Origin of the sequence: Ensifer sp. Root558, from assembly GCF_001427045.1 — a bacterium.
Lineage (GTDB): Bacteria > Pseudomonadota > Alphaproteobacteria > Rhizobiales > Rhizobiaceae > Ensifer > Ensifer adhaerens.
This window is the reverse complement of record NZ_LMGC01000033.1, coordinates 1-18969: the sequence shown is the minus strand read 5'-3', so window position 1 is coordinate 18969 and position 18969 is coordinate 1. Positions and strand designations below refer to the sequence as shown.

Below are 18969 nucleotides of genomic sequence, written 5' to 3'. Positions count from 1 at the left end.
GCATCCGTGGCAGACAGCGACGGCACTCCGGTCGTGCCGTCGTCGAACCGTCGGGGCGCGCTGCTCGTGCTCGCCGCCTTCTTTATGTTCTCCGCAACCGATGCGATCGTCAAGATCATGGCGGGAACGATGCCTGCGCCGCAGGTGACCTTTTTCGTCACCATTGCAGCTCTCCTTCTGCTCTTGGTCCATGCACTCGCAACCGGCCGTCTTCGCCGCCTCATCCCACGCCAACCGTCGCTCGCCTTCTGGCGAGCGCTGCTGCTGGCGTTCGATACGCTGCTGATCCACTATGCCTTCGCCAAGTTGCCGCTTGCGGAAGCCTATCTTATCGCCTTCCTCACGCCGATCCTGGTGGCGATGCTGAGCTTCGTCTTCCTCAGGGAGCGGCTGTCGCGCATCGGCTGGGCCGGTGTACTGATCGGCTTTGCCGGCGTCGTCGTGGCGCTGAAACCGGGCGTCGCGCCGCTCAATCTCGGCCATCTCGCCGCCTTTGGATCTGCCGTGCTTTTTGCGCTGTCGTTAATCCTGCTGCGCCGGGCGAAGGTGACGGAAACGGATGAAGCGCTGGTTGCCAGCCTGCTCGTCGTTATGACGCCTGTCGGCTTCGCGGTTGCGGCTGTTTCGGGCGAGCCAGCACCGCTCCGCCTTACCGATCTTGGCTTATCAGTCGCGGGCGGTGCCTTGATGCTGGGCGGACATGCGTTGCTGGTGCGCGCTTTCCGTGTTGGCGAGGCTTCGGTCGTTGCGCCGTTCCAGTACAGTCAAATCATCTGGGGCTGCTTCTACGGCATCTTCCTCTTCGCAACGCCGTTAGAGCTGTACACGCTGCTGGGCGCGGCGATCATCATCCTGTCCGGATGGCTTGTCCTGAAATAAGCTTGAGGGCAGCGAGTTTCCTGCGGCTGTGCAGGGCAAGAAGATGCTTTTTGCGCCCGCCGAAAGGCAGGAGGCGATCACCGTGTCGATCCGCTTCTGCAGGGCGAGACGCCCGACTGGATGCGCAGGGATTACTGTTCGTCGAAGTTCAGCAGGGACATGTCTTTATTGCCATGGATTAAAAAGTTGTAAGACAACGGACATTGTGGATGTTGCCTGTCAAGGCGATCCTTGGAGCGGCTGGAAGTGCAACCTCTCGCACGGTTTCTGCATACGCCCTACACTTGACCATCCCGGATTTGTCAGACAAGGAAGTTGCAACGACAATCAATGACGAGGCACGCCGGTGGAGGAGCCCCTTCGCGATTCACGCACCCTCGCTGTCCAGCTCCGGGACCGGATCGCCGATCTTATCAAAGATAAAGGGCTGAGGCCGGGCGACAGGTTGCCGACCGAAGCACAGCTGACGCAGCGGTTTAAGATTTCTCGGCCGGCGCTGCGCGAGGCGCTGAAACTGCTCGAACAGGACGATGTGATCAATGTCGAGCATGGCCGTGGCCGGTTCGTCTCGGCGCTCTCAGCCGTGCAGGTCGATCGACCGATCACCGTCTTCGAGAGCGTTACGGACATGGCGCGGCACTACGGCTACCGGACGGTCAACAAGGTACTTTCGATCTCCGAGGAGGCGCCGGACGCGTGCGTCGCCGAGAGCCTAAGGCTTGGCCCGACGGACCGCGTGATCCGTATCGAGCGCATCCGCCTGCACGAGGACGAGCCGATCCTCTACTGCATCGACTACATGCCGCGCAGCCTCATTGAAGGGCGCCTCTACGACATCGACTGGAGCGGCTCGCTGATGCAGCTCATGGAGGAATACGGCAACCGCCCGCGCATGTCGGCGGCCAGCGTTTCCGCTGTCATGCTGCCGGACGACATTGTCGAGCGTCATGGTCTGAAGGACTTCGGCCCAGCGCTTCTCATCACCGAAACTTGTTTCAACGCCGCCGGCGCGCCGGTGAACTACGCCATCGACTACCATCGCGGCAGCCATTTCTCCTTCAGCCTCGTTCGTAAATGATGTCGCTGTAGGGGCACCCGTGCGTCACGCGCATGACTAGGCGAGCGTGCTATCCGAAGCTACAAGGGATCGCGAAGCGTCCTGCTCGTACGATTGGAGGTGACATGGTTCAGAAACCGGCGACTTTGAAGGATGTGGCGGCGCTGGCCAATGTGTCGCGCGCAACGGCCGCCCGGGCTCTCAACAGTTACGGATATGTCGGCGACGAAACCGCCCAAAAGATCCAGGCGGCCGCGGAAAAGCTGGGCTATCGCGGCAACCGCCTCGCGCAGGCGCTGCGTAGCGGGCAATTGCCGATCGTCGGTTGCATCCTCGGCGATATCCAGAACCCGTTCTTCGCCCGCATCGCGCACGATATCGAGGTCCTCGCCCGCGAGTTCGGGCACAATCTCATCATCGGCAGCAGCGAGGAGGAGTTGGCGCAGGAAATTTCCCTTCTGGCGAGCCTCCGGTCACTAAGCATCCGCGGCTTCATCGTCGCGCCGACCTCGGAGGGCAACAACGCCCACCTCCAGGGTCTGGTCGACGAGAACGTGCCGCTGGTGCTGATCGACCGTGTCGCAGAGGGCGTCGATTGCGACAGCGTCGTCGTCGACAACGAGGGCGGCGCCCGCAAGGCCGTCGAATACCTGATCGGCATGGGCCATACCCGCATCGGCCTGTTGCAGGACGACATGCGTATCTTTACCTCACGCGAGCGCAGGAGCGGCTATAGGTCGGCGCTCGCCGCGGCCGGGATCGCGGCCGACGACCGTATGGTCGCCGTGTCGCAATCCACCGTGGAGCACGCGGTCGATGCGACCATACGGCTCTTCAGCCAGAAGACACCGCCGACGTCGCTTTTCACCGTCGACAGCCTGATGACGCAGGGCGCGCTCCTCGCCTTTCGGTCAATGGGGGTTTCCATCCCGCACGACGTCTCGCTCATCGGTTTCGACGACTTCAATCTGGCGACTTTCACCGATCCGCAGATTACCGTCGTTTCGCAGCCCGTCTCCGAGATCGGCCGCACGGCTGCTCGGGTGCTGTTCGAAAGGCTCACTGGCAAATTCGAGCCGCCGCGCAAAATCCGCTTTGAAACCAAGCTGATAGTTCGCGGCTCGGTGAGCCGCCGCGGCGGCGTCTGAGCGCCGCAAACCCCGCCTCAAAAAATTCGAGACGCCCACTTGCCAGCGCGAAAGTCTTGTGCGCTAAATATATGTGAGATCGATCTCACATCGTCTCGAAGTTTATTCGCGTTGGGACGCCACCTCGCTTCAAAGGCGATTTCGCGCAGCGCAAAACGGGAAGGTACAAATGCTCAACTTCGATAGAGATCGCTTTGTGAAGATACAAAGCGGTGCAGTCGCAATCGCCGACGACATGCGCGCCCTGATGCGCGGTCTGCTCGACGACGGTCTGGAACGCATTTTCTTCATGGGGACCGGCGGCGTGCAGTTCCTAACGCAGCCGGCCATCGAGCTTGCGCGCGCTTTGACGGTATTCCCGGTTTCGGCCGCCTATTCGGCGCAGGTCGTGCTGGAGCCCCCGGCGGGCCTCAACGAGAAGGCGCTGGTCGTGCTGCCCTCGCTGTCGGGCACGACCAAGGAAAGCGTGCAGCTTCTCGCCTTCCTTAAGGAGCGCGGGGTGAAGACGCTGTCGCTCACCGGGCACAAGGACACGCCGCTCGGCCGCGACGCCGACTACAACTTCACCAATTTCGCCGAAGACGATACGTCCTCGGAATCCTTCTACCTCCAGACCCTGCTCATCGTGCTCGCGCTGCTGGCCGAGCGCGGCGAATACGCCGATTTCGACGCGACGGTTGGCGAACTGGCGCTGTTGCCGGAGCTATTGGTTTCGGTGAAGGAGGGCTACGAGGCCGAGGCCGCCGCGCTCGCCCGGGAAATCAAGGACGAAACCTACCACATCTTCACCGGCGCCGGTTCCGTCTGGCCGGAAGCGCACTACTACGGCATGTGCATTCTGGAGGAAATGCAGTGGATCCGCACGCGCCCCGTGCAGGCATCCGACTTCTTCCACGGCACGCTGGAACTGGTGGAACCGGGTGTCAGCCTCTTCATCTTCAAGGGCGAGGATGCCTTCCGCCCATTGACGGACCGCGTGGAGAACTTCGCCAAGCGCTACACCGACAAGGTGCGCGTTCTCGATGCGGCTGCCGCCGACCTTCCGGGCGTCTCGGCCAGGACGCGCAGTCTCATCTCGCCGATTGTCCTGGCGACAATGCTGGAGCGCTTGAGCGCGCATCTGGAGGTGCTGCGCGACCATCCGCTGACCACGCGCCGCTACTACAAGCGCGTCGAATATTGAGGTTTTCCGGTCCGGCGGCGACGCCGGACCGTTCCCCGACCTTGCATGTCCCAAAGAAACGAAAGACAACAGAGAGGAACTGCGAAATGAAAGCCAATCCGTTCTTGAGCACGACGAGCCTCGGGTCGATCGCTGCTGCCGCCTTCGTCATCGGCAGCGTCGCTGCTGCATCTGGCGCGGAGCCGGTCGTCGCCGATCCCAATGCGACGGTCGACTATTCCGGCACGGTCAGCGTGCTGACGAAATTCGGTCTGCAGCAGCTTTCTCCCTTCTTCGTCGATGCCGCCCGGGACTATGAAAAGCTCCACCCCGGCGTGAAGGTCGAGCTCATCCAGGAGAGCGACGACAGCGTGAAGGGCAAGACGAAGGCGCTCGTGGCCTCCAATTCGCTGCCCGACGTCTATTTCACCTGGACGGGCAGCTGGGGTGAGAATTTCGTGCGCGGCAACCGCGCCGTCGATCTGACCCCGGTCATCGGTCCGGATACCGAATGGGGCAAGTCGCTCGCGACCGCTGCCGTCTCCGCCTTCCAGTACAATGGCAAGCTTTACGGCATTCCGCTTTATCTCGACGCCAAGTTCATGGGCTACAACGAGAGCCTGTTCGAAAAGGCGGGTGTCGCTGAGCCCAAGTCCTTCGAGGAGCTGCTCGGCGCCTGCGCCGCCCTGAAGAAATCCGGCGTCACGCCGATCTCCTTCGGCAACAAGGAAGGCTGGCCGGGCGTGCACTATGCCGGGCAGCTGCTAGCCTACAACGTGCCGCAGGCCACGCTCGAAAAGGATTTCATCCCTGCTACGGCCGAATTTGCCGATCCCGGTTATGTCGCCAGCCTCACACAGTTCAAACAGCTCATCGACGAATGCTCTAATGGTTCAGGCACGAACGGCTCATCCTACGCCTCGGCCTTGCAGCAGTTCAGCAACGGCAAGTCCGCCATGTACTATCAGGAAATCATCGAGTTCGACCAGTCGACCGCGGACGGTGCGCTGAAACGGGAAGATTTCGGCTTCTTCAAGCTGCCGGTGCCGAAGGATGCCAAGGGCGACCCCAAGGCGGTCGAAGGCGCGCCGGAAGGCTACATGATCAATGCAGCTTCCAAGAACATTCCGCTTGCGATCGATTTCATGAGGTTCGTCACCTCGGCCGAAAACGGCAAGGTTCTCTCCGCGCCGCCTTATGGCCAGCCGAGCGCGACGGTCGGCGGATATTCGGTAGACGCCATGAACCCAGCCGTGGTCGACGGCCTCAGGGTGATCGCCGACGCCTCCTATCTGATGCCCTGGCTCGATACCGCCAATCCGCCGCGCGTTGCGGCCGCCTGGCTCTCCGGTCTCCAGGCGCTGATCGGCGGCTCCATGACACCCGAAGAGGTCATGGAACGGGTCAAGGAAGCAGCGACTTCGTCCAAGTAAGGATCGGCCCAGGATGACTGTCATGAAGCACGAGCAGAATGGTGAAGCCGTCAAAATCGGCTTCGCCGGGCCGGACCGGGCGCAAAGCCATCGGTTCGGCCCGCTGGCCGGGATCCTGTCGTTTCGCTGGGTGCTGGTCGCGTTCGTCCTGATCCTCTGGTTTGTCTATTATCCCATCATCGACAATTTCGTCGTGAGCACGAAGAACCAGGACATCTTCACAGGCGAGACCGCTTTTATAGGACTGGACAATTACCGCCGCCTGCAGGGCGACCCGGTCGTCTGGACGGCGATCGTCAACAACACGCTCTATGCCGTCATCTCCGTCATATTCCAGGTTTTCGGCGCGTTCGTGCTGGCGGCCCTCATCGAGGGGCTTGCCGATGAGAGATGGCGCCGGTTCTGGCGCGCCGTCTATTTCATACCCTCGGCCATCTCGATCACCGTCACCGGCCTTCTATTCTATTTCATCTACCAGCCCGATATCGGCCTAATGGATTCGGCGCTGACGCAGATCGGGCTTGCGGAGTGGTCGCGCGCCTGGCTCGGCGAGGAGGGCACCGCGATCTACGCTATCATCGCCATGAGCCAGTGGCAGGGTTTCGGTTATTCGACGCTGCTGTTCGCTATCGCGATCCAGAAGATCCCGCGCGAACTCTACGACGCGGCGATCATGGACGGGGCAGGGACTTGGCGGCGCCTATGGAACATCACCTTTCCGCTCACCCGCGAAATGACCGGCCTGATGGTAATCGTCACGATCACCGGTGCGTTCCAGGTCTTCAACGAGGTCATGGTGATGACCGGCGGTGGGCCGAACAACAGCAGCCAGGTGCTCGGCACATGGCTTTACCAGCAGGGTTTCATCGAAAACGACTTCGGTTATGGCGCGGCCATCGCAACGGTTATCTTCGTCATCACGCTGATCACCGGCTTCGCGCAGCTCTGGTACACCAAGAGACGGAGGGTCGATCTGTGAGCGTCACCTATCAACCGGGGGAAACCGAGCGCACCGACTTCGCCGCCGTGCTGGCGAAGACCTGCCTCGTTACCTTCCTGATCAGCCTCGGCTTCGTCGTGCTCTATCCGCTGTTCTGGATGGCGATGAACGGCTTCAAGACCAATGCCGAAATCTTCGGCAACCCCTTCGCGCTGCCGAGCGGCTTCAGCATCGCAAACTATATCTCGGCCTGGAACCAGGGCATCCGCAATTACATCGCGACAAGCGTCATCGTCACGCTCGGATCGGCCGTCTGCACGGTGCTGGTCAGCGCCTGGACAGCCTATGGCCTCACGCGTTCGAAATTGCCCGGAAAGCCATTTTTCGTCGGCATCGTGCTCGGTGGCCTCATGCTAAGCCCGACGGTCGCGGTCATCCCACTCGTGCGCATGATGCAGGGCCTGGGCCTCTATAACACCTATTGGGCGCTGATCATCCTCTACACCGCCTTCCGCATTCCCTTTACGACCTTCCTGATCCGCGCCTACATGCTCGGGCTGCCGCGGGATCTCGACGAGGCCGCCACCATGGACGGTGCCAGCGAAGGGCAGATTTTCTGGAAGGTGACGCTGCCGCTGTGCAAGCCGATCCTGGTGTCCTGCGTCATCCTGCATGTGCTCTTCGCCTGGAACGAGTATCTCTTCGCGATGATCTTCACCAGCGGCGCGGATTTGCAGACGCTGCCCGTCGGCCTCACCTCCATCATGGCAAAGCACGGAACCAACTATGCCGTCGTCTTCGCCGCCATGACGCTCTCCGCACTTCCCATCGTCATCACCTTCTTCGCCGCCCAGCGCTTCTTCATCCGCGGGCTGGCCGAAGGCATCGGAAAATAGGGCGGGCACATGTTGAAACGAACCCAGCTCATCGGTGCGAACTTCTCCTTTCAGCACCATTCCTTCCGCTGGACAGCCGAAAAGCTCAGCGCCATGGGCCTTCAGCAGATGGAGCTCTGGGGCGTCGCCCCGCATCTCGATCTCTTCCACGACAACCAGGCACGGCTTGCGGAGGTGAAGGCGATCCTCGGCGACAACGGATTGGCCGTACGTTGCTTCACGCCAGAGCAGGTTCTTTATCCGATCAACATCGCCTCCGGCGACAGCGCCTACCGCGAGGCCAGCGTCGAGCGTTTCATGCAGGCCGCCGATGTCTGCGCGGAGCTGGGAGCGCAATATCTCTTCCTGACGCCGGGCCGCGGCTTCGAGTGCGAAAGCCGACAAACCGCCTGGGCCAATTCGATCCAGTCAATCAACCGGATCGCCGCCCATGCGCGCGCGCTTGGCGTCTCCTGCCTGCTGGAGCCGCTGCAGCGCCTCGAAAGCAACATCGTCACCAATGCCGATGCGCTTGAGAGCTTCTGGCGCGCGCTCAACGGTGACGATATCGATATCGTTCTCGACCTCGTCGCCATGGCGACGGCAGAAGACAGCGTCGGCGACTATTTCGCGCGCTTCGGCAAGCGCATCGCGCATGTGCATGTCGTGGATGGAACGCCGGCGGGGCATCTTGCCTGGGGCGACGGCAACCTGCCGCTCGACGACTATATCGGGCAGCTTGGCAGGCACGGTTTCGCCGGCACGCTGACTTTCGAACCTTTCGGCAACGGCTCCTATGCGCTCGACCCCGTTTCCGCCTGGCGGCGATGCCTCGAAGCCATTGCACCCCATCTCGATGAAACGGACACAGAATGACGAAGGCCAATCCCAACCTGATCGCCGTCGGCGACAATTGCCTCGATGCCTATCTGAGCAAAGGGTTCGTCACCGTGGGCGGCAATGCCCTCAATGTCGCCGTCCAATGGCGGCAACAGGGGTTGAATGCCCGCTATTTCGGTGCGCTGGGCCCGGATGCGGAAGGCGATATCATGCTTGCCGCCATCGCGGAGGCGGGGCTTGATCGCAACGATGTCGAAATCCGTCCCGGCGCGTCTGCTGTGACGCTGCTGACGGACGATGCCGGCGAGCGACGTTTCCTTCTCGAGTCGCTCGGAGTGGGCGAGGATTATGTTCCAAATGCTGATCGCTACGAGGCGTTGCGGCAAGCCGACTGGTTGCATCTCGGCACAAATTCCAGCGAAAGGCTCATCCGCCGGCTCGTCGCCGATGGCATTCCCTTCAGCATCGACATTTCCACACGGCATTTCGACCTTTCGCTCGATGGCGTGCCGCTTGTCTTCGCCTCCGGTCCGGACGATCCGACCAAGCCGGTCGAGCCGCTGATCGCGCGGTTCAGGGCCGCGGGCGCACTACAGGTCGTCGTCACCTGCGGCAGGCGGGGATCCTTCTATCATGATGGTTCGACGGTGTTCGCGGCGGGTTCTGTGCCGGTCACGGTCGTCGATACCTGCGGTGCAGGGGACAGCTTCATCGCGACCTTCATCATGTCGCGGTTCTTCGCAGACCTGTCCGGACAGGCCGCGCTCGACAGCGCCGCCGAAAGAGCATCCGAGACCTGCACCCATCTCGGCGGCTTCCCGCAGCCCATCCGGCCAATCCCGGAATGGCTGCTTAAGAAATATGACGATGTCATCGGCAGCACCGAGAGGGCGGGAACATGAACACCATCACGATGAGGCCGCCCGTCGCGGCACCGAAGGGCGATCGTTCCTTCTGGCTGCAGAGCATTGCGGCGGATGCCGTCACGCCGCCCCTCAAGGGCAGCGCGGATTGCGACGTCGCGATCGTCGGCGGTGGCTATGCCGGCCTGTGGACTGCGCTGAGGATCAAGGAACGAGCGCCCGAAACGCGTGTCTCCGTGCTCGAAGCGGATTTCTGCGGTTCCGGAGCTTCCGGTCGCAACGGCGGCCAGGTCCATAGCTGGTTTGCCGAAATCGACATGCTGCGCGCGCTTGTCGGCGAGGATGACGCGCTCATGCTGTGCCGGGCGACCGCCGACGCCATCGAGGAGCTTAATGGCCTGCAGGCCTCCGGTGCCATCGACATGGATCTGAGACTCGACGGCTGGCTGTGGACGGCAAGTTCGACCGCGCAGGAGGGGGCCTGGGCTGCGGCCCGCGACCTCAGCCGGACGCTCGCCGAGGACCGCCTGCATCCGCTCCAGCGCGCCGATATCCTGCGCCGCACCGGCTCGGACATCTCTTATGTGGGCATCATCGAGGAGAGGGCGGGAACCGTGCAGCCGGCAAAGCTCGCCCTCGGCCTGCGACGGCTCGCCCTCGAAAGGGGGATCATCATCCATGAGCAGAGCCCGGTTCTCGAAATCGTGCCCGGTTCCACGCCGCAACTGCGCACAGCACGCGGCGTGCTTTCCGCCGGCAAGGTGGTGCTCGCCGCAAATGCCTGGCTTTCGGCGATCGCGGAATTGCATCCCTATCTCTACGTGGTTAGCAGCCAGGTCATCGCGACGGCGCCGGCGCGCGATGTCCTGGAGCAGATCGGCTGGACGGACGGCGCCTCGATCTGCGATGCGCAGCAGCATGTGCTCTACTACCAGCGCACGCCCGAGGGCACCGTCGTCTTCGGCCGGGGCACGGGTGGCATCGCCTATGCCGACCGCATTGATGCCCGCTTCAATCGCAGCGGCGACGGCGGCGCTGACAATATCCGCGAGATGCACCGGGTGTATCCTGAGTTGAAGCATGTGCCTGTCCTTTACGACTGGAGCGGCCCGATCGATTGCACGGCGCAGCACCTGCCGGTCTTCGGCCATCTGAAGGACCACGCGAACATTTTTTACGCGATGGGCTTTAACGGTACGGGCATCGCGCAAACGCCCGTCGCCGGCCGCATCATGGCAAGCCTTGTGCTCGGGCGTGACGACGCCTGGAGCCGGTGTGGGTTGGTTGGCATTGAAAAGCGCACGCGGCTTCCGCCCGAGCCGCTGCGCTATCTCGGCGCGCGGGTCGTGCGGCATGCCATCCGGCGCAAGAACGATCTCGAGATCATCAACAGAAAGCCGGGTCCGGTCACGCGGTTCCTGGCCGGGCTCGCGCCCTGACGGCGCGCTGTCTTGCAATTGCAAATAACGGAACGGGAACGATGGCCGATTTATCGCTGAGGAACATTCGCAAGGCTTATGGTGATCTCGAAGTCCTGCACGGCATAGACCTTGAGATGAGGTCGGGCGAGTTCATCGTCTTCGTCGGCCCGTCTGGGTGCGGGAAATCCACTCTGCTGCGCTCGATTGCCGGCCTTGAGACAATCACGTCAGGCGACCTCGTCATCAATGGCGAGCGAATGAATGCCGTCGCGCCCTCCAAGCGCGGCATCTCCATGGTGTTCCAGTCCTATGCGCTCTACCCGCATATGACCGTCTACGAGAACATGTCCTTCGGACTGCGTATAGCCGGAACGCCGAAGGCGGAGATCGATATGCGGGTGCGAAAGGCGGGCGAAATACTCCAGCTCGACAAGTACCTACAACGCCAGCCGAAGGCGCTTTCCGGCGGGCAACGGCAGCGCGTGGCGATCGGGCGTGCCATTGTGCGAAATCCGCGGGTCTTTCTATTTGATGAGCCCCTGTCCAATCTGGATGCCGCGCTGCGCGTCGCCACCCGCATTGAGATCGCCAAGTTGAAGCAGAGCATGCCGGAAGTAACGATGATCTACGTCACCCACGACCAGGTCGAGGCGATGACGCTGGCGGACCGTATCGTCGTCTTCAAGGACGGCAACATCGAGCAGGTCGGCACGCCGACCGATCTCTACCGCAAGCCGGCGAACCTCTTCGTCGCGCAATTCATCGGCTCACCGGCAATGAACATCCTTAAAGGTAAGGTCGTGGGCCGTTCCGCGACATCGGCACGCTGCCAGCTTGACTGCGGTGTGGTCCTTGATATTGAGGCAGAACGTGGCAGCCTTTCAAGGGGCGAGGCGATCAGCGTCGGCATTCGCCCGGAAAACATACGGATAGGCGACAGTCATGGGACGGATCCGACATTTGCCGGAACCGTCGATCTCGTGGAGCATCTCGGCGAGGTGCAAATACTCTATCTGGACCTGAACGGCGCCCGTGAAAAGTTTTTGGTCAAGGTCGATGGGGAGAGTGCTTTTTCACGCACGCAGAGCGTTAATTTCACCGCGCGCCGCCGGGATATCCACATCTTCGACACTGCGGGAAGAGCCGTTCGAAGCTAGGTGAACCGATCTTGCAGCCATCAGTTCGGGAGGCTCTTGCCGGGATCAGGCAGTCAGGCGATCCCGATATCTGGGCCGCCTGCAACAACAATCTCGCGTCTGCGCTTGGCTGACTGGCATATGCATCACCGACAATCGACAGGAACAGGCTCTTGCGTGCGGCAGCAACGGCTTGGGGTGATGTGCTTCAAGTGCGCAAAAGAGAGGACAATGAGTTATTGTGGGCGCGAGCGAGTGCAAACGTCGCCCGCGCAGTCTCCGATTTGTTTCACTACCTGCTCGTGGAGGATGGTGGCGAAATTACAGAGCGCGTGCGAGAGGTGGCGAGCAATGCAATCCATCTCTTTGAAGAGGTTATCGACGTGATGCGGCGCGTGCCGAATGACTATGCGGCCACGCTACAAGACGTCCCAACGATCCATGCCAACGTCAGATCTTACGGATCTGCCCTTCAGCTTTTGCAAGAGGCGCGCGAGTTTTCCAAGAAACGGAAATGCCGCTGGCATTGGTACGTGCCACGAAATGCTTGGAAAAATCGCAGCCGCACAAGCACCATCAGGTTAGGCCGCGAAAGGCCGATCGCTGAACGGGCGGCCCAACCTGCAAGGATGCGTTGTCCAAACCGTCTTACCGATCGCTTCTCTTCGTTCTTGCAACTGTCGCTGCGTCTGCCGTCGGTGCGGACTTGTCTGAACTCAACCTGCGGGGCCGCGACCACGGTGCATTCAACGCGCGCTGACCATTGAATCGAAACCGATGAGAAAAGCGTCGACCATGGCATGAAGACGACGCGGTTCAACTCCATCGCGTGCTTGAACCGAAAGCCCGTGCAGCAAGGTTGCGCAGCAATCGCCTATGGCAATTTCATCGACATGTGCCGGGATCTCCCCCGATCGTTTCCCCGCGATCAGGCGGTCAATGATCGATTGCGTTCGCGCCTTCCGATGCTCGGCCAGCCAGTCTCTGATCGCCTCGTTCTGCTGCGTGCAATTCGTCGCCGCCGATACGACCATGCATCCCTTCAGTCCGTCGGTATAGAGCGCCACTGCCGCCCGGAACATGACTTCCAGAACTGAGCGGACGTCGCTGTTCTCGAGCATGGCTCGCTCGGCAAAGCCGCCCTCATTCGTCTCGTAGTGTTCGATAGCTTCCCGAAACAAGGCCTCCTTGGAGCCGAAAGCGGCATAAATCCGCGCGGAGGCGATGCCAAGGCCATCCACCAGATCGGTCATGGAAACACCTTCGAACCCGCGCGCCCAAAACAGATCCCGGGCTCTCATCAGCGCCACGTCCCTGTCAAACTCTCTGGGTCTACCTGCCACGTCCCGCTCCTATGTTTGTCGATCGACAAATAATTCGCTTGACGCGGAGATGCAAGGCTGCCAATTCTTTGTCGATCAACAAAGAAAGGCCATCCAGTGAAAACCATAAAAGGCCCAAGCCTCCATCTCGCTCAATTCAGCGATGCCAATCCGCCCTTCAACACGCTAAAATCAATTGCGGAATGGGCGAGCGGAATGGGCTTTGCCGCCCTTCAGATACCTGCCTGGGACCAACGCCTGATCGACATCGCCAAGGCGGCAGAGAGCCAAGCTTACTGCGACGAGATCAAAGGCACGCTTGCCGAGCACGGCTTGCAGGTCAGCGAACTGACCACGCATATCCTTGGACAGCTTGTCGCTGTCCACCCGGCGTACGATGCGATGTGCGATGCGTTCGCTCCTGAGGAGCTTCGTGGAAACGCCGCTGCCAGGAGCGAATGGGCTCTGCAGCAAATCAAGTTGGCCGCGAAAGCCTCGCGGCGGCTTGGACTGACCGAGATGGGAACGTTTTCGGGCTCATTCCTCTGGCCCTACTTCTTTCCGTTTCCACAGCGTCCCGAAGGCTTGGTCGATGCCGCCTTCGACGAACTGACCAGCCGCTGGAAGCCCATTCTCGACAACTGCGAAGAAGAGGGGATCAACCTATGTTATGAACTTCACCCGAGCGAAGACCTTCATGACGGCGCCAGTTTCGAGATGTTTCTTGATCGCATCGGTGGCCATCAGCGGGCCCAAATCCTCTTTGATCCCAGCCACTTCGTCTTGCAGCAGCTCAAGTATCTCCACTTCATCGACATTTATCACGAGCGCATCGGCATGTTCCATGTCAAGGACGCTGAATTCAACCCGACCGGACGCCAGGGCATCTATGGCGGCTACCAGTCCTGGGTAAACCGTGCGGCCCGATTCCGTTCGCTGGGCGACGGCCAGGTCGACTTCCGCTCGATCTTCTCGAAATTTGCCCAGTATGATTTTTCGGGCTGGGCGACGTTGGAGTGGGAATGCTGCCTGAAGAACCAGGAAGACGGAGCGCGCGAGGGCGCTGCCTTCATTCGTGATCACGTGATCCGCGTCACGGACAAGATTTTCGACGATTTCGCCGGAACGCCGCTGAGCGTCGGCCAAATGAACAAGATCCTCGGCATCTCCAACTCTTTCGCAGGAAAACACTATGGCTAATCTATTGGTGTCGGACCGCGCGTCCGAAGGTTTCGCGCATCGCTATGTGCGCGTCGACGGGCAGAAAATCCACTGCGCCACGATGGGCGAGGGCACGCCGGTGTTGCTGATCCCCGGCTGGCCACAGACCTGGTACGCCTGGCGCTACGTAATGGTCGCCTTGGCGCAAAATGGCTTCCAAGCCATTGCCGTCGACCCCATCGGCACCGGGTTTTCCACGAGACCGGAAAACGGCTACGACACGGGCTCAGTCGCGCGTCTCCTGCACCAGCTTATGACTGCGCTTGGTCACACCCGCTACGGTGTCGCCGGACATGACGTCGGCATGTGGGTCGGATACGCGCTGGCGAGCGACTACCCGGACGCCGTGGAACGCATCGCGCTGACAGAAGCTGTCATTCCCGGTCTCGCGCCTGCGCCGCAAATCTTCGTACCCCCTTCGGACAACATCTTCCTCTGGCATTTCATGTTCAATCAGGTCCTGGATCTGCCGGAATTCCTCACATCGGGACGGGAGAAAGAATATCTCGGCTTCATGTTCGACAAGTGGTCTCACCGCAGGGACCGGGTCGCAGCGGATGTCTATGCAGCTGCCTACGGGACACCAGGGGGTATCCGGGCCGGCTTCTCCTATTACCGGGCGATCCCCGAAACCATCCGTCAGAACCAGGTACGGGCGAGCCGGCTGTTGGCGATGCCGGTCTTGGCTATAGGTGCGGAGCACGCGACGGTGGACGCGCCTATGCAAACGATGCGCCGACATGCGAGCAACCTGCGCGGCGAGATTGTCCGCGATTGTGGCCATTTCATAATGGAAGAATGCCCGGACGATTTCATCGCACAGGTTGTTCCCTTCTTTCTGGAGGGGGCAGCCTGATGCCTGTCGATGCGAACATCGCCACGTTTCTGGCGGGGCTACCGGCCACGCATCCCGGCACCCTTGATGAAATGCGCGCAGAGACCGATCGAGCCCTGATCGCCATGCAAGGCCCCTCGGAGCCTGTCAGTCAGATTGAAGATCTCGTTGTGGCCGGCGACGATCCGGACGTTTCAATTCCTGTTCGGGCCTACTGGCCCGCTGGAGCGAAATGGGGCGGCAAGCCTCCGGCTATGGTTTTTGCCCATGCCGGGGGATGGTGCCTGGTATCGCTCGACGCGTATGACAATCCGTGTCGTGCGCTCGCCAATGCGACCGGCTGCGTTGTGTTTTCTGTCGGATATCGCCTTGCTCCGGAACATCCCTATCCGGCAGCTCTGGACGATGTCTATCGCGCCCTATGCTTTGTCGCCGACCATTCGGAACGACTGGGAGTGGACAGAAATAGGATTGTCATCGCTGGTGACAGCGCCGGCGGCAACCTGGCTGCCGCGACCGCGATGCTCGCACGCGACCGCAGTGGACCGCCTATCGCGCAACAACTGCTCATGTATCCGCCAGTCGATACCGACTTGGAAACCGCTTCCTATCAGGAGTTTGCCGACGGTTACTATCTGACGCGCGATGCAATGAAGTTCTGTTGGGGCGCCTATCTCGGTGACCGAGTGACGACGCCCCCAGTCTATGCCGCCCCGCTTCGGGGCGATCTCTCCAGTTTGCCACCGGCGACGATCATGGTGAGCGAGTATGATCCCTTGCGCAACGAAGGCGAATCCTACGCGCGCAAACTTGACGCATGCGGCGTCCCAACCACGCTCATCGTTCTCGAGGGAATGGTCCATGCCTGCATCCATATGCTCGGCATCACACCGGCGGCGAAAGCGATATTCGCCAATGCGGGAAGAGAGCTGCGTCTGAAGCTCGGTGCATTCTAAGGCTAGGCGGTGTGACGGTGAACGCGCTAGTCAATACTGTCGGGAGCGTCAGCGGCAGGTGGCATTGCGTCGGAGCGAAGGCGGTCGGGCAGTCGAGCGCATTGACGGGCCAGACTCGCTTGGTCACAGCCGGTCCACGTCGATGATCGCCTGAGCGAAGTCCTCCGGCGCATCCTGCGGCAGGTTGTGGCCGACGCCGCCGGCGATGTTGCGATGCTGGTAGTTGCCGGAAAACATGCCGGCTTAAACTTCGAGCCCCCGATGCGGGGCGGCGTTCTGGTCGCCTTTGAGTGTAATTGTCGGGGTCGTGATCACCGGGCTATTGGCAAGCTTTTCCTCGAATGCGTCGAAGCGGATTCCCCTTCGATCAGGTCCAGCCGCCAGCGATAGTTATGGACGATGATAGCGACATGGTCGGGGTTGTCGAAAGCAGGGGCCGAACGTGTGAAGATCGCGTCGTCGAATTGCCCGTTCGGCGAGGCGGTCTCCCAGATTAGATGAACAAAGCCGTGCGTATTGGCCTGGTAGCCCAGCCGGCCACGCTCAGTGGCGAAATAGAATTGATACCACCAGGCGAGCTCGGCTTTGAGCGGTATAGGCTTCTTGTTCATTCTCTTGGCTGCCGATCCGCTCACCGACACCATCGCCTTACAGCGATCCGGCCACAGGACGGCCATGATTTTCGACGTACGGGCACCGCAACCATAGCCTCCGATGATGGCTTTTTCGACGCCGAGCGCGGCGGCCAAGGCGGATTGCTGGCCGTTGCGTGGTGTGCCCTTCGATAGGGACCGGGCCGTGCCATACCTCCTGAGATAGGGCACGATCATCCGATAACCGGCCGATACAAACAGCGGCGCGACGTCGACATAGCTATGAATGTCGTAGGGCCAGCCGTGCCGCAGCAGGACCACGCGCTCGTTGCTGGCACGAGCCTCGGCGTAATCGATTTCGAGGTCGACGACCTTAATGCTTTTCATGGATTCAATGGACGTGGTCGGGCGGCCACAATGGCGGTCCGCGACGTCGTCGCGGAGGTGTCTGACCCCGCATCGGCTGCGTCGGCAAAGCCAAGTTTGACGGCTGCGGCGGTAAATGCAGCCACGCTGAACAAGCGACGGCGTTCAAGGTTGAATTCGACGGACATCGATCCGGCTGCTTGGCTGGTCCATTCCGATAAGACCGGTGCACCACGAGTTTGCGCGGAGCGTGCGAGATAGGGAGGACCGTCCCTCACGATCCATGTCGACCGCGTAGACGACCATGCTCCCGGCAAACACCCTCCCGCACACAAAAGGCGCTTGCAAATCTCGCATTTAGACAACGGTCTTGCTCTGGAACATCGCCTTGCGGAGGGGGTTTAATAGGATCGTTGTAAAAAAGGACGTTTTGCCATGCCAACCCATCTGGATAAGGGAGGCGACAGAGTCGGGACATCGAATGGTAGGAACCCACTGCCAACAGGATTGGGATTTCTCAGGCGCGCTCTCTTACTTGCAGTTATTATCGGTTTAACACTTGCAGTGATTGCGTTCACAATATCGCGCTCCTTGGAACCAGGCAGTGACCTCGGCAGCAATCAGCAAACGGTTGTACCAACAGGTACCGATAAGGCCAAGTGAAGTTGAAGCACCCACGAACCGCCAAGCGACATCCGCTCGAGCAACGGTCGGAGCGGTGGTGACGCATGCGTAACCCCTCACGCGCGAACCGGCCCGATAGGATTGGACCGCGGGCGGGTCGAGAATGCTTGTAGGTCTACTTCAACTGCAGCGCGTTCATAGATAATGACGCTTTTTGGTGCACTGCTTACCGAACGTGCGGCCGGCAGAAGCATGCCACTGTTCAAATGCTAGTTTGATGACACGGCCGGACGCTAGACTTCTTTCTGGCACGTATGGCTCTCCGGGAAGTCCGGATTCGCTGGATCAACCGAGATTTTGCCCGAGAATTCCTTCCTTGAAGGAACGTGCACATCGATACGGTGAAAGTGAAGGCACGAAAGTTCCACGGACGGCACGCCTATCGAAGGAGACCGTCGCTCCCGAATTCGTCCCATCCGCTCAAGCCGGTCGCGGCTTCGTCGGCTCGTTCGCTTGGTTTGACTTTTTCCTTTTTCTTCAGCGACCGCGTCANGTCGCTCCCGAATTCGTCCCATCCGCTCAAGCCGGTCGCGGCTTCGTCGGCTCGTTCGCTTGGTTTGACTTTTTCCTTTTTCTTCAGCGACCGCGTCAACTTCGCCTGATACGCGGCCCGCCTGCGATTTTCCGCTTTTGCCGCTATATCTTCTTCTCGCCACTCATCCACGGCGCCACGGTCGAGTAGATCTTCGACGACACGAGGATCGAATATGTGAAAGGTGATCTTCCTTGCGCGTCCTTGTAGCCTCACCGTTCGCGTCCCGGCGCTGGGCAGACGACCGTCTGCGAGCCAGCGCTTCCGCTCTGATGCCGTGATCGTCAGAATATCCTCGATCTCTCGAGGAATGATCGGAAGGTTTGCGATGCCGTCCAACGCGCTGGAGACGGCCGATGCCGTAGCTCTGAAGGCTGTCTTCGAAGTCTCTGGCATGACGAGGATCAGCCCGCCTGGCTGCATATCCAGCGACTTCCGGATCGTGGATGGTAGCCGGGACCGGATTTCCTGCAGAATACCCTTAAGCCTGACACCAGATCCGAGGGTCGCCACCACGGGAAGCGGCCACTCCCTGATCAGTTCGGGATCGTCACTTTCCTTGCTCTTTGTCTTCGTCTTGGGCATTCCGCAGGAGATGGTGTTGAAGGGGCCGCGCGTCAACGGAGCTTGGGATGATTTGCCACGTTCCCTCCTCATATCTGTGTCGATGCCGAGTTGGTTTCCGGTCATGGGACCGCAAAACCCC

Annotated in this window: 17 protein-coding genes and 1 pseudogene; 15 read left to right on the top strand and 3 right to left on the bottom strand. The window is 60.7% G+C overall.

What is annotated here, in order from left to right; genetic code table 11:
- Positions 1-6 precede the first annotated feature (6 nt).
- From ASD63_RS24110 to ASD63_RS35265, 12 genes are all read left to right on the top strand, one after another.
- On the top strand, positions 7-879 hold the full coding sequence (locus ASD63_RS24110; RefSeq protein WP_234824557.1) for a DMT family transporter: 873 nt from the start codon (positions 7-9) through the stop codon (positions 877-879).
- Positions 880-1225: 346 nt separating this feature from the next.
- Positions 1226-1957: a GntR family transcriptional regulator gene (locus tag ASD63_RS24105; RefSeq protein ID WP_060529941.1), complete on the top strand. Its 732-nt coding sequence runs from the start codon at positions 1226-1228 to the stop codon at positions 1955-1957.
- Between the two features lie 134 nt (positions 1958-2091).
- The gene (locus ASD63_RS24100; protein ID WP_234824558.1) at positions 2092-3084 is read left to right on the top strand and encodes a LacI family DNA-binding transcriptional regulator; all 993 of its coding nucleotides are present in this window, start codon (positions 2092-2094) and stop codon (positions 3082-3084) included.
- 169 nt (positions 3085-3253) lie between these two features.
- Positions 3254-4267 (top strand): SIS domain-containing protein, encoded by a 1014-nt coding sequence (locus ASD63_RS24095; RefSeq protein WP_060529939.1) that lies wholly within the window; start codon positions 3254-3256, stop codon positions 4265-4267.
- Positions 4268-4353: 86 nt separating this feature from the next.
- Positions 4354-5679, top strand: a complete 1326-nt coding sequence (locus ASD63_RS24090; RefSeq protein WP_060529938.1) for an extracellular solute-binding protein — start codon at positions 4354-4356, stop codon at positions 5677-5679.
- Between the two features lie 22 nt (positions 5680-5701).
- A complete protein-coding gene (locus ASD63_RS24085) occupies positions 5702-6658 on the top strand; it encodes a sugar ABC transporter permease (RefSeq protein WP_234824559.1) in 957 nt (318 codons plus the stop codon).
- Positions 6655-7515 carry a carbohydrate ABC transporter permease gene (locus ASD63_RS24080; protein ID WP_060529937.1) on the top strand — a complete coding sequence of 287 codons (861 nt, stop codon included), beginning with the start codon at positions 6655-6657 and terminating at the stop codon, positions 7513-7515. The genes ASD63_RS24085 and ASD63_RS24080 overlap by 4 nt, the downstream gene beginning before the upstream one ends.
- A gap of 9 nt (positions 7516-7524) precedes the next feature.
- On the top strand, positions 7525-8370 hold the full coding sequence (locus ASD63_RS24075; RefSeq protein WP_060529936.1) for a sugar phosphate isomerase/epimerase family protein: 846 nt from the start codon (positions 7525-7527) through the stop codon (positions 8368-8370).
- Positions 8367-9236 (top strand): PfkB family carbohydrate kinase, encoded by an 870-nt coding sequence (locus tag ASD63_RS24070; protein WP_060529935.1) that lies wholly within the window; start codon positions 8367-8369, stop codon positions 9234-9236. The genes ASD63_RS24075 and ASD63_RS24070 overlap by 4 nt, the downstream gene beginning before the upstream one ends.
- A complete protein-coding gene (locus tag ASD63_RS24065; protein WP_060529934.1) occupies positions 9233-10636 on the top strand; it encodes an FAD-binding oxidoreductase in 1404 nt (467 codons plus the stop codon). Before ASD63_RS24070 ends, ASD63_RS24065 begins: the two co-directional genes overlap by 4 nt.
- 41 nt (positions 10637-10677) lie before the next feature.
- Positions 10678-11775 carry a sn-glycerol-3-phosphate ABC transporter ATP-binding protein UgpC gene (gene ugpC, locus ASD63_RS24060; RefSeq protein ID WP_060529933.1) on the top strand — a complete coding sequence of 366 codons (1098 nt, stop codon included), beginning with the start codon at positions 10678-10680 and terminating at the stop codon, positions 11773-11775.
- 152 nt (positions 11776-11927) lie between these two features.
- Positions 11928-12521 (top strand): hypothetical protein, encoded by a 594-nt coding sequence (locus tag ASD63_RS35265; RefSeq protein ID WP_156624181.1) that lies wholly within the window; start codon positions 11928-11930, stop codon positions 12519-12521.
- Here ASD63_RS35265 and ASD63_RS24055 read toward each other — a convergent pair.
- Positions 12501-13055, bottom strand: a complete 555-nt coding sequence (locus ASD63_RS24055; protein WP_210339149.1) for a TetR/AcrR family transcriptional regulator — start codon at positions 13053-13055, stop codon at positions 12501-12503. The genes ASD63_RS35265 and ASD63_RS24055 overlap by 21 nt on opposite strands.
- Before the next feature lie 138 nt (positions 13056-13193).
- Here ASD63_RS24055 and ASD63_RS24050 point away from each other — a divergent pair, with 138 nt between their 5' ends.
- From ASD63_RS24050 to ASD63_RS24040, 3 genes are read left to right on the top strand one after another with little or no spacing between them, the layout of a single operon-like run.
- On the top strand, positions 13194-14276 hold the full coding sequence (locus ASD63_RS24050; protein ID WP_060529931.1) for a sugar phosphate isomerase/epimerase: 1083 nt from the start codon (positions 13194-13196) through the stop codon (positions 14274-14276).
- A 7-nt stretch (positions 14277-14283) separates the two neighbouring features.
- A complete protein-coding gene (locus ASD63_RS24045; protein ID WP_244497278.1) occupies positions 14284-15153 on the top strand; it encodes an alpha/beta hydrolase in 870 nt (289 codons plus the stop codon).
- Entirely contained in the window at positions 15153-16088 is a 936-nt protein-coding gene (locus ASD63_RS24040; RefSeq protein WP_060529929.1) for an alpha/beta hydrolase, read from the top strand. The genes ASD63_RS24045 and ASD63_RS24040 overlap by 1 nt, the downstream gene beginning before the upstream one ends.
- 123 nt (positions 16089-16211) lie before the next feature.
- Here the strand turns inward: ASD63_RS24040 and ASD63_RS24035 are convergent.
- Positions 16212-17235: pseudogene (locus ASD63_RS24035) on the bottom strand (alpha/beta hydrolase).
- Positions 17236-18224: 989 nt separating this feature from the next.
- On the bottom strand, positions 18225-18848 hold a 624-nt coding region (locus ASD63_RS24030; RefSeq protein ID WP_060530007.1), incomplete at its 3' end, for a hypothetical protein.
- Positions 18849-18969 lie beyond the last annotated feature (121 nt).